Source organism: Acinetobacter sp. IK40, assembly GCF_035615075.1.
Classification (GTDB): Bacteria; Pseudomonadota; Gammaproteobacteria; order Pseudomonadales; family Moraxellaceae; genus Acinetobacter; species Acinetobacter courvalinii.
Genome location: NZ_JANBOE010000001.1, coordinates 584,755 through 596,649, shown reverse-complemented (window position 1 = coordinate 596,649; position 11,895 = coordinate 584,755). Strand labels below are relative to the sequence as shown.

At 43.1% G+C, this 11,895-nt stretch carries 11 protein-coding genes; 7 read left to right on the top strand and 4 right to left on the bottom strand.

Annotated features, from left to right (window positions below; genetic code table 11):
• The first annotated feature begins 54 nt into the window (after positions 1–54).
• Positions 55–759 carry a Crp/Fnr family transcriptional regulator gene (locus MSG93_RS02900; protein WP_324620494.1) on the top strand — a complete coding sequence of 235 codons (705 nt, stop codon included), beginning with the start codon at positions 55–57 and terminating at the stop codon, positions 757–759.
• A gap of 203 nt (positions 760–962) precedes the next feature.
• Positions 963–1,280 (top strand): hypothetical protein, encoded by a 318-nt coding sequence (locus tag MSG93_RS02895; protein ID WP_199972640.1) that lies wholly within the window; start codon positions 963–965, stop codon positions 1,278–1,280.
• A gap of 119 nt (positions 1,281–1,399) precedes the next feature.
• Here MSG93_RS02895 and MSG93_RS02890 read toward each other — a convergent pair whose 3' ends face one another.
• Together MSG93_RS02890 and MSG93_RS02885 are read right to left on the bottom strand one after the other, a co-directional pair.
• Positions 1,400–1,903 carry a hypothetical protein gene (locus MSG93_RS02890; RefSeq protein WP_324620491.1) on the bottom strand — a complete coding sequence of 168 codons (504 nt, stop codon included), beginning with the start codon at positions 1,901–1,903 and terminating at the stop codon, positions 1,400–1,402.
• 9 nt (positions 1,904–1,912) lie between these two features.
• Positions 1,913–2,377, bottom strand: a complete 465-nt coding sequence (locus MSG93_RS02885; RefSeq protein ID WP_324620489.1) for a hypothetical protein — start codon at positions 2,375–2,377, stop codon at positions 1,913–1,915.
• Between the two features lie 186 nt (positions 2,378–2,563).
• Here MSG93_RS02885 and MSG93_RS02880 point away from each other — a divergent pair, with 186 nt between their 5' ends.
• From MSG93_RS02880 to dapC, 4 genes are all read left to right on the top strand, one after another.
• The gene (locus tag MSG93_RS02880; RefSeq protein ID WP_312056546.1) at positions 2,564–2,953 is read left to right on the top strand and encodes a tautomerase family protein; all 390 of its coding nucleotides are present in this window, start codon (positions 2,564–2,566) and stop codon (positions 2,951–2,953) included.
• A gap of 121 nt (positions 2,954–3,074) precedes the next feature.
• A complete protein-coding gene (purT, locus tag MSG93_RS02875; protein WP_312050132.1) occupies positions 3,075–4,292 on the top strand; it encodes a formate-dependent phosphoribosylglycinamide formyltransferase in 1,218 nt (405 codons plus the stop codon).
• A 24-nt stretch (positions 4,293–4,316) separates the two neighbouring features.
• Positions 4,317–6,980 (top strand): [protein-PII] uridylyltransferase, encoded by a 2,664-nt coding sequence (glnD, locus tag MSG93_RS02870; protein ID WP_324620486.1) that lies wholly within the window; start codon positions 4,317–4,319, stop codon positions 6,978–6,980.
• Between the two features lie 25 nt (positions 6,981–7,005).
• Positions 7,006–8,175 carry a succinyldiaminopimelate transaminase gene (dapC, locus tag MSG93_RS02865; RefSeq protein ID WP_324620484.1) on the top strand — a complete coding sequence of 390 codons (1,170 nt, stop codon included), beginning with the start codon at positions 7,006–7,008 and terminating at the stop codon, positions 8,173–8,175.
• Between the two features lie 44 nt (positions 8,176–8,219).
• On the opposite strand, the gene MSG93_RS02860 is transcribed toward dapC, so the two are convergent.
• Positions 8,220–10,376 (bottom strand): TonB-dependent receptor, encoded by a 2,157-nt coding sequence (locus MSG93_RS02860; RefSeq protein WP_420714294.1) that lies wholly within the window; start codon positions 10,374–10,376, stop codon positions 8,220–8,222.
• Positions 10,377–10,615: 239 nt separating this feature from the next.
• The gene (locus tag MSG93_RS02855) at positions 10,616–11,233 is read right to left on the bottom strand and encodes a LysE family translocator (RefSeq protein WP_324620480.1); all 618 of its coding nucleotides are present in this window, start codon (positions 11,231–11,233) and stop codon (positions 10,616–10,618) included.
• A gap of 152 nt (positions 11,234–11,385) precedes the next feature.
• On the opposite strand from MSG93_RS02855, the gene MSG93_RS02850 reads away from it, so the two are divergent.
• Positions 11,386–11,838 (top strand): Lrp/AsnC family transcriptional regulator, encoded by a 453-nt coding sequence (locus MSG93_RS02850; RefSeq protein ID WP_005229861.1) that lies wholly within the window; start codon positions 11,386–11,388, stop codon positions 11,836–11,838.
• Positions 11,839–11,895 lie beyond the last annotated feature (57 nt).

The following is an 11,895-nucleotide window of genomic DNA, read 5'->3' as shown; positions in this document are numbered from 1 at the left end:
GAGCAAGTTGTCACGTAGCTGACAAATGGATATCTTTCTAAACAAGGAATAATCGTGTTAGAGCCGCTTTATATTCAGCATTTAAAACAAAATGCATGGTTTAGCCACTTAGCAGAGCCTTTTCAAAATTTTATTCTTGAACATGGCAAAAAATACACTGTTGAGAAAAATGCGGCTGTTTTTAGCGCACAAGATCGTTTTGATGGGGTCTATGGTGTACTGGAAGGCTCGATTAGTCTGGGTTATATCGATGTCAATGGTAACGAAGCCATCGCTGCAATTGCTGAACCGATCATGTGGTTTGGCGAAATTTCCCTGATTGACCGACAACCCCGCTCGCATGACGCGATTGCATTGAAGAAAAGTGTGGTACTGCAAATACCTGCGCAGCCACTTCATGATTTCTTGCTACAAAATCCCTATTACTGGTATTACTTTGCCCTGCTCACCAGTCAAAAATTACGCTATGTATTTTTAGAACATATTGCGATTCAAACCCAAAGTATTGGCCAGCGTCTGGCGCAACGGCTGTTATTTATTTTGGAAGGTTATGGTAACCGTTCATCGATTCAAGATTTCAACATTCAGATCTCACAGGACCAGCTGGCCAATATGCTGACCGTTTCCAGACAAACCATCAATCACGAACTGAATCAGTTTGAAAAGCAAGGTGTGATTCAGTTGGGCTTTAAAAAAATTGTAGTAATCGATTTAGACGGTCTCAGAAAACTGGCAACGGTCGGTTATCTAAAAGACTAAGCCTGAACTTTTGTATTTTAAATTGATAAGCACCGCATTTTTTGCAATATGCTTTTAAACTTAAACCTAAATTAAAAGACAAACTCTCACTATAAAATGCTACGCATGCTCTAAAATATTTCACAAAATCAGTCTGCTTTCCTCTCATCAACACGCTTACATTAAGGCTAAGCACTATCGCTTACCCGATGCAGATGACAATCATGAGAAAAATTGCAACGATTCTAACAGCAGGCTTATTTACCGTACTTAGCGCTAGCGCATTTGCCTGCCCGAAAGGAACTCAGCTCCAGGGCGGTACAGGACCCAATCACAAAGGTGGTAAATGTGTTGCAACAAGTGTGGTAAAAACCAAGAAAGCAGCAGCCAAAACCACTCAAACCGCCAAACATGACATGACGAAAATGAAAGATACGACCAAACATGATGCAATGAAGGCAGCAACAGACAGCAAAAAAGTAGCCAGCACCACAGCAAGCAAAGCTAAACAAGAAGCCGCAAAAACAGTCAAAACCTCATAACCGTTTGATGACTTTAACCATAAAAAAGCGAGATCAATGATCTCGCTTTTTTATTGAAACAACATTCTGCTATCCAAAGCTAACAATCCAAGCTGGGATAAATTGCTAATGAGATGATTTCAACGTGGAGCTTTGGCCAATTTCATTTTTTTGACAATATTATTAGCCTGACGCAATTGCTCCTTGGCGGGCAAGCGATCATCTACTAGGTAACACCATAATTTTCGATCTGAAATAGGTCTATAAACCCCTTGTATAACCGTTCCTGGCTGTCCATCAATCATAACGCCTAAACCAATCAACTGATTAAATAGACCTTGATCTTGGCTTTGCGTATTTTTGTTGGCCAACTGATTAAACTTTTTCTGTGCAGAAGCTGAAATTTCAATTTCAACAACTGCGCTTCCATCAATAAGAATCGCCTTTGCATTGACTAGTTCATTGGCAGTAAAAAAGGGAGACAAACTCACAAATTGAAATGAACTATCATTAGAAAAATGTACAGGCTTGGTCTTCGGCATTTGCAGCTGATAGGCAAGATGGAACTCTACTTGCGCATAACTGGTATTTATTCCCAGTAAACCAAATAGCATCAAGAAAACCGATAAGATACGAAAATACATTTTTCACTCCTACTTTGGAGAAGTATTCCCTAAAGCCGGATTATCAATCGCATCTTTACATTGTGCTTTATCACGCTCATAGTCTGCCTGCTTTTGGGCAGATACATTGTCTTTATCTTTAACATCACGTGCCCAGGTATCCAGACTGGTCAATGCCTTACGGCACAACGCATATTTCCCTTCAGTCACCGAATCGGTCATTTTGACATTAATCCGCCAATCGGTACTGAGCTGGCGTAATGGCTTTCTGACCTTCTCTTCAATTTCAGCCGTTTGCTTGTTATAAACAATTGGATCAATTTCATTAATCAGTTTCCATGCGGCATTGGCATAGCTGGTTGCATCATTATTCAGTTTTGGCGCTGGCTTGATCTCTACCTTCTGTTTTGGCTCATCGCCTGAGTTACCACAAGCTGCCAATAAAAAGGCACTACACAACAGAATTGCTGTTACACGCGTGTTTGGATTCGTCATATCAGATCGCCGATGGAACATAAGGCCATTATGCTAGTCAATTTGGGAATAATTCTCAATCATTGTGACATTTTAATCACGCATAGCACGCGGGCTGATTCAATGCAGAGGCATGGTTTTCTCGCGACCTATTTGCTTTATATTGTGATCAGTCAAATAAACAATACATCAGGAAGCAGAATATTCATGTCGCAAGTTAAAATTTATGCCTTACAACAAACCATTGAGCAGTTTAGAAACCAGCTATCCCATGCCATTCATCAAGCGCTGGTAGACAGTCTGAATTACCCAGTCGAAAAGAAATTCCAGCGTTTTATCAGTCTTGCGACCAGTGATTTTATTTATCCAGAAGATCGTAGTGAAAATTACCTGATTATTGAAATCTCCATGTTTGAAGGCCGCAGCAATGAAGCAAAAAAACGTTTAATCCGGTTACTTTTTACTTATATTCAACAACACTGCGGAATCTCTCCCCACGACGTTGAAATCACCATTTTTGAGACGCCCAAAGTGAACTGGGGCATTCGTGGACAGCATGCTGATGAATTAAAACTAAATTACCAAGTCAATGTCTAAATCAATCAAAGGGCTGTTTAACCGTTATTTTTGTCTGACAAAAAGCAGGTTTTTTTGTGATATATGGGCTTAATTCCGTAAAAAGTTCTGCTATGCTTAAACACAAATTACTCAGGATAGGATTATTCGCATGAGCGTCACTCTTGGAACTCCACTTCAATCTTCTGCATTTAAGGTTTTACTGTTAGGTTCTGGAGAGCTGGGTAAAGAAGTGGTGATTTCTTTACAACGTCTGGGTGTCGAAGTTCATGCTGCAGATCGTTATGATCATGCGCCTGCCATGCAAGTCGCTCATTATGCTTATACCCTGAATATGGCCGATCCAGCCGAATTAAAACAACTGATTGAAAACATCAAACCGAACCTGATTGTTCCTGAAATTGAAGCGATTGCCACTGAAGTCTTGCTTGAAATTGAACAAAATAAAACCGCAACCGTAATTCCCTCGGCCAAAGCAGTCAACCTGACCATGAACCGTGAAGGGATTCGTCGTTTAGCTGCTGAAGAGCTTGGCCTCCCGACTTCGGCTTATCGCTTTGCCAGCACTTTAGAAAGTTTCCGCGCTGCTTGTGACGATATAGGTTATCCAAACTTTGTTAAACCGGTGATGTCATCTTCTGGTAAAGGCCAGTCTCGCGTAAAAAGCTTTGATGAGGTGGATGCCGCTTGGGAGTATGCAATGCAAGGTGGCCGCGTGAATCAGGGTACCGTGATTATTGAATCGCAAATTGATTTCGATTTTGAAATTACCTTACTGACTGTCCGCGCCAAAAATCCCGAAACGGGCGAAGTTGAAACGCATTTCTGTGATCCGATTGGACATCGTCAAGATGCGGGTGATTATGTCGAAAGCTGGCAGCCACAAGCAATGACACCAGCTGCGCTACAAGAAGCCAAGCGTATTGCCAATAAGGTCACTGTTGCATTAGGTGGCTGTGGTATTTTCGGGGTTGAGTTATTCATTAAGGGCGATAAAGTCTGGTTCAGTGAAGTTTCTCCTCGTCCACACGACACCGGTTTGGTGACGCTGGCTTCACAATTCCAAAGCGAATTTGAACTGCATGCCCGTGCCATTTTAGGTTTGCCTGTGAATACTGCCCGTCACAGTGTGGCGGCAAGTGCGGTGATCTATGCGGGTGTGGATGCCAAAAATCTCAGCTTTGCTGGCTTGAATCTTGCTTTAGCTAATCCAGATACAGACTTACGCCTATTTGGAAAACCGGAAGGTTTTAAGCGCCGTCGTATGGGTGTTGCCACTGCACGTGCTGAGACCACAGACCTTGCGCGTGAATTGGCCCAACAAGCCGCAGACCAAGTGAGCGTACACACTAACTCTTAACCTGAATTGAGTAGACCCATTTTCATGATCAATACATCTCCATTGTTGAACTACGTCACCAGTCATCATGATATTCAAGCCATTAATCAATGGCGAACGGATGTAGAAAAGCAATTACAGGAGAGTTATGAAAATGGGCAACCCATTCGTGAAGTGATTGGTGCGCGTTCCGACTCGATTGACGAAGCACTGATCTTTCTATGGAATCATGCGGGTTTAAATCAGACTGAATTGGGACTATTTGCAGTGGGCGGCTATGGCCGTCATGAAATGCTGCCCTATTCGGATACCGATATCATGATTTTGTCTGAGGATGAAATCAGTGAAGAACAAGAAAAACTCATTTCGACCTTTATTTCTTCTTTATGGGATGTCGGTAATTTCAAACCCGGCATCAGCGTTCGGACCATTCAAAACTGTGTCGAACAGGCGATTAATGACCTGACCGTTGCGACCACGCTGATTGAAGCGCGTCTCATTACAGGCAATCCGCAACTGGCAAAGTGGCCGCGTCGTATCGTGGCACAGACATGGACGGATCAAACTTTCTATGATGCCAAAATGGCTGAACAGGCCAAACGCTACGCACAACACAACAACACGGAAAGCAATCTGGAACCGGATATTAAAAATGCCCCGGGCGGTATTCGCGATATCAATCAGATCGGCTGGATTGCCAAACGTCATTTCCGTGTCAATCGCATTTATGATCTGGTGCATTTAGGATTTATTACCGAGTTTGAACTTGGGGTACTTGAAGAAGCAGAAAGCTTTTTATGGGAAATCCGTACCCAGTTACATCGTCTAGCCAAACGCGATGAAAACCGCCTGTTATTTGAATACCAGCGAGATATTGCCGCAAAATTTGGCTATGTCCGTGAAGAAGGTCAACCGGTTAATTTTGCCGTTGAACAGTTTATGAAGCGCTATTACCGTACCGCGCAACAGGTCTCCACCCTGAATGAAATGCTACTGGCCTATTTCAATGAATCGGTGATTACGCCTCGTCTACCTGATTATGAACGCCACATTATCGATATTAATGAGCGCTTTAAAATTGTCGATGGGAAATTGGCTGTTCAACATCATAAAGTTTTTTCAGAAGAACCGATTGCCATCCTGGAATTATTCTATCTGCTGGCAAATCGTCCTGAAATTACCGGGATTCGTGCCCGTACCCTGCGTCTGCTGGTATTGGCTGCCAAACGGATTGACCAGCGTTTCCGCGATAATCCGGAACATCAGGCCCTGTTCATGTCGATTATCCGTTCACCGCATCTGTATAACACCATGGTCGCGATGAAACGTTACGGTGTGTTGGGCAATTACATTCCCGCATTTGGACAGATCACCGGCTTGATGCAATACGACCTGTTCCATATTTATACGGTCGATGCGCATACTTTATTGTTACTCCGTAATTTAAGCCGCTTCAAAGAACCTGAATTTGCCAAAGAATTTCCGGTGGTCAGTTCCGTGTTCCAGCGTATTGCCCGCCATGACATCGTGTATATGGCTGCAATTTTCCATGATATTGCCAAAGGCCGTGGTGGTGATCACAGTGAACTCGGCGCGATCGATGCCATTGAATTCTGTCGCACCCATGGTTTTACCGAACGTGAATGCAAGCTGGTGGCATGGCTGATCAACAATCACCTGTTGATGTCACTGACGGCTCAGAAAAAAGATATTTCCGATCCGGATGAAGTCAAAGACTTTGCTGAAAAAGTCGGGGATATGGAGCATCTCGATTATCTCTATACCCTGACAGTCGCCGACATTAATGCCACGAATCCTAAACTCTGGAATACATGGCGTGCCTCATTGATGCGTCAACTGTATACCTATGCGCGTGATGTCATCCGTTCGGGCTTGGGTCGTCCAGTCGACTATCAAATGCTGATTGAAGACACCAAATTTGCGGCCAGCGAACTCCTGGTCAATGACTTCTCCCTTGCTGAAGTAGAGAAAGTCTGGCAAGAGCTGGGCGATGAATACTTCGTCAAAGAATCAGCCAATGAAATTGCATGGCATACCCAAGCGATTCTGCAACACGGCGATAATCCTGAACCTTTGGTATTATTACGTGCGCATCGTAATGCAGCAGATGATGCGGTGCAGATCTTTATCTATACCCGTGATCAGCCAAACCTATTTGCGACAACAGTGGCCGTATTAGACCGTATGAATCTGGATGTTCAGGATGCGCGTATTATTACCGCCTCAACCTCATTCAGCCTGGACACTTATCTGGTACTGGATCGTTTTGGTACTTTGTTGACAGACCCAGAACGTGAATGCAAAGTGAAAGCGGCTCTGGTCGATGCCTTAAGTCATTCCGACCAGTATCCAGGGATCATGCAACGCCGTATCCCACGTCATTTACGTCACTTTGATGTACAAAATACCGTAGATATCGTCCTGAACCCGACCTTGCAGCAACACATGGTCGAGATTTCGACGCTGGATCAACCCGGCCTGCTGGCACGTATCGGTGGCTTGTTCATGCTGCAAGGTCTGGATATCCATTCGGCCAGAATTGCCACCTTGGGCGAACGTGCAGAGGATATTTTCTTTGTCACCAAGAAAAATGGTGTCTTGCTCAGCGATGAAGAAGTCAAAACTTTTGTGGAAACCCTCAAAGCGGCTTTAGACGAAGCATCAAATCAAATTTGTAATCCATCTTAAATTTTATTGTTTGGTACCTGTTTAAATGAACTCTAGCTTGTCGTTATTGCATCCCTATCCTTTTGAAAAGTTAAACCAACTGTTTAAAGAGATACAACCTGCCAATTTACCGTTGATTCCTCTGTCAATTGGTGAGCCGAAACATCCGGCGCCAGAGTTTGTGAAGCAGGCAATTATTGATAATTTTGCCCATTTATCGACCTACCCAAACAGTAAAGGCTTACCTGAGCTGCGCCAAAGTATTGCGCAATGGCTTACAAATCGCTTTAAGCTGAACCAGATCAGTGCAGAAGATCATATTCTGCCCGTTTCTGGCACACGCGAAGGTATTTTTTCTTTTGTACAGGCCTTGATTAAACGTGAAGATGCACCTTACGTGGTGATGCCAAATCCGTTCTATCAGATTTATGAAGGTGCAGCCTTACTGGCAGGTGCAAAACCTTATTTCATCAACTGTACCGAAGACAATGGTTACTTGGGTGATTTTGATGCGGTTCCTGCAGAAGTGTGGGAAAAAACAGCATTACTGTTTGTATGCACTCCCGGCAATCCAACGGGTACGGTGCTGTCAAAAGAACAGTTTAAAAAGCTGATTGCCCTGTCTGATCAATATGATTTTGTGATTGCATCAGATGAATGTTATTCAGAACTCTGGTTTGATCAGGCACCAGTTGGTCTACTTGAAGTTTGTGCGGAAATGGGCCGTGACGATTATAAAAACTGTATCGTGTTCCATTCACTTTCTAAACGCTCAAACCTGCCAGGTATGCGTTCTGGTTTTGTTGCTGGTGATGCGGCTTTATTAAAACCTTATTTGCAATACCGTACTTATCATGGCGCCGCCATGCCAGTACAAAACCAATTGGCTTCAATTGCAGCATGGAATGACGAAACACACGTTGAAGAAAACCGTCAGCAATACCGTGCCAAATTTGATTTATTCCAGTCAGAACTCGGTCATGTATTGCCGTTACAAAAACCGGATGCGGGCTTCTATTACTGGCTAAAAGTGGATAATGATGAGACTTTTGCCAAGATGTTGATGGAAAAAGCACATATTAAAGTTTTGCCAGGTCGTTATCTATCTCGTGACACAGAACAAGGAAATCCGGGTGAAGGTCATGTGCGTATGGCACTGGTTGCAGATTTGAGTCAGTGTGAAGAAGTGGTGAAACGCCTTAAAGCTATTCTATAAATAAAAAATCCCCGAATATTCGGGGATTTTTTTAGCGATATAAATTAGAAATCAAAACTTGCACTGAGCATAAAGGTACGCGGTAGACCTGCAACCACATAACCATTATTGGTGTTTGTAGTGCTATTGATATTGTCAGATAAACCTACAGAAGACCAATAGTCTTTATTGAAGACATTATTGACTTTAAAGTTAAAAGTGGTTGGTGTTTGTCCAAGCTGGGTTTTATAGTTTGCACCGATATCCAGCGTCGTCCAGTCATTCACTTTTAACTTATTGTCCAGACTTGCATAAGTCGAGCCTGTATAAGTCAATTGTGCATTTAGGGAAATCTCTTGCGGAACTGGCAACGCCCATTCAGCACCTAAATTGGCCTGGAACTTTGGCACGCCAACTTCATTATTGCCATCATATAAGGTAGATCCTGTATTTTTTTGCTTGGCATGTAACCACGACGCACCGCCCAATACCGTAATCGAATCAGTCAGCTTGCCATAGGTATTTAGCTCGACACCACGGTGTACGTATTCACCTGCATCACTAAATACCCCATCTTGCAAAACACCACGCTGCTTATTAATGTCAAATAAACTGATACTCGCACCTAAACGATCATTTTCGTATTTAGCACCCATTTCTTTTTGCTTGGCAACAAAAGGTTTAAGTGTAGTGGTTGCATCCGCAGTGGTATTACTTAACCCTTTCGCCAATGATTCGATATAGTTTGCATAGACAGAAAATTCTGGCGTCAGTTTATAAGTCACACCTAAAGCAGGCGTCCATTTCGCCTCATTATATGCTGGATTGATTTTACTTCCATCGGTCTGATAGTTATAAGTTTCCTGCATGATCTTTTGATAACGTGCACCAAGCATCACAATCAACTTATCATCAAGCGCAGAAATATTATCCCCAATCGCGATACTTCTTAGACGGGTACGTGTCCCAAGCTTAGGATCATTGACACGCTCTGGATTACCAATCGTCAATGCAGGTGCATTGCTATAATCTGGGTGAAGAATATTGGTGGTGTTACTTCCGCTCATGGCCCAGCCATTACGGGTATTTTGCTGGAATGCAGAGCCTGATAAGACGAGATTATGCTGGATAGAACCTGTCTGTAATTTACCGCGCACACCGATTTCACCGGTATTCACCATATCGACCCGACCATTGTCAAAGCGTGAATATTTCGCATCCCCATTAGAGGCATTGGTTAAAGTCGGATTTGCCAGACGATTTTGTTCTTCACCATGACGGAAACCATAAGCCGCATAAGCGGTTACTGCATCATTCAAGTCATATTCTGCCCGGTAACTACCGAACACATCTTCTTCGTTGGAATAGGTCCATTTTTGTGCATAATTACGACTCGCCTTTATTGCAGCAGGTACTTCAGTCAAACCTGCCAGTGAAATATTAGGCCGTGTCGCAGTTAAACGATTATTGCTATAGCCCATATCACCAGATAAACGCAGGCGATCACCACGGTAATCCAGACCAATTGCAGCCAAACCTAGTGAGTTTTTTTCATCATCAACGCTGGTATTGCCACCATGGTAAGCGGTGTTTACACGTATACCAAACTCTTGGTTTTCGCCAAAGCGACGCGAGGTATCACTGGCAATTTGGCCGCCGTTAAAATCTGTACCAGCTGTTATACGGTTTAATGGTTCATTACCTGCACGTTTCGGCAATAGATTAATTGCCCCACCAATTCCGCCATTGCCCGGCATCGCCCCATTTAAGAAAGATGAAGCGCCTTTAAGCACTTCGACACGTTCAAATAGTTCGGTTGGAATATACTGTCGTGGCAGAATCGAATACAGACCATTATAAGCCGTATCATCCGAGCCTAAATTAAAACCTCGGATGTAATAAGATTCCTGAAAGTTTCCGAAACCACGCCCAACACGAACGCTTGGATCAGCCTTTAAGACGTCCCCCACACTTTTAGCTTGCCTGGACTGAATATATGCATTGGTATAACTGGTTAAGTTGAATGGTGTATCCAGATTCTTCTGATTACCAAAGATCCCGACCCGACCACCGCTGGCAACTTGCCCACCCGCAAAAGGCTCCATTAAACCATCTGCTGATGCATCCGCACTGGCAGTAATACGAATTGTATTTAATGTCACGCTTGCATCCGCTGCTTGCCCCTGTTGCACTTCATCTGCAAAAACGGCCGTTGACCCCATCGAAGCGCATGTCATCATCAATACTAATGGTTTAAGTTTTCTACCCATGATTTATTTCAGCCGGCTTTAAAAAACCGCATAATAAATGAGAATTAATACGATTTACACTATTTTTTATCTATATGTGCCATTCTAAAATTTCATGATTTTTCCGGACTTAAGGCTATTAAAATTAACAGACTGAATTCAATCAATATAAATTCTAATGTCTGATTTTCAGTTCAAAGCATCCTATTCATTCAAATTTGCCCAACAAATAAGATGACTGCAATGCCTATCATCAAGCTACCAGAAACCCGACTCACAACTTTTACAGCCTGTGGGCGCGTTGCCAATAATTTATTGGCGGCAATTCCCACCAGCACATAAACCACCGCACAACTCAACAGATGAATCATGCCCAGTAACATAATCTGGGTAGTCGGTGCAAAATTCATTTCCGGATGAATAAACGGTGGCAATAAAGCAAAAAACAACAGCAAGACTTTAGGATTTAATCCACTAATCCCCACGCCTTTCAGTAACCACGAACGTGCAGAATCGAGTGTTTGCGTTTCTTCGTGATCACTGGAAATGGTGGCAGGATGAAGTAATAAATTTACACCCATCCATAATAAGTAACAGGCACCTAAGATCGTCATCGTGGTTAATAGTATCGGATAATGTTGCAGTAATGCACCTACCCCAGCGGCTACACACAATATGGCGATAGAATGCCCCAAGATCAGGCCAGTCACGGCATTCAGTACGAATTTACCTTGAATGCCCGCAAGAATGGCATAGGCCCAATCTGCACCAGGTGTTAGCACAAATAAGATCGAAACACACCAGAATGCAAAAATTACACTAAGTTCCATACGCCAAGCCCTTCCTGCATCAGCAACGCTATTTTTAATCGCCTGCTTTTTCACCATTCGGTGAAGATTGTTGAGAAAGGATATGCTTTAATGGTGAAAATGTTATTCTAAATACTTCTATTTCTTTTAAGCCAACAGGGAGATTCTTCCAAGTGGACCGCATTGATAAGAAAATTATTGCTGAACTACAGGCCAATGGACGATTATCTATCACAGAATTGGCCGAACGAATCGGTTTAAGCCTGTCTCCTTGTCATCGTCGCGTCAAAGCTTTGGAAGAAAGTGGCGTGATCAAAGGCTATCATGCCGATCTTGAAGCCTCAAAAATCGGTCTTAATTTCTCGGCAATTATCTTTGTGACCTTAAAAGACGGAGATAAAACCGCCCTGTCCAGCTTTGAAGAAAAAGTCATCGACATTCCCAATGTCATTCAGGCACAGCGCTTATTTGGCAATCCGGATTATTTACTGCATGTGGTTGCAAAAGACCTGGCAAGTTTCCAGAAGCTCTATGATGACAGCCTTTCCGCCCTACCTAATGTGCAACGCCTGACCTCGACCATTGTCATGAAAAATGTGGTGTCCAACCGGCTTCTGCCTTTATAAAAAGGCATTATCCTCTTGGGTGAACCTAAAATGTATCAATGTGAATAAACTCACACT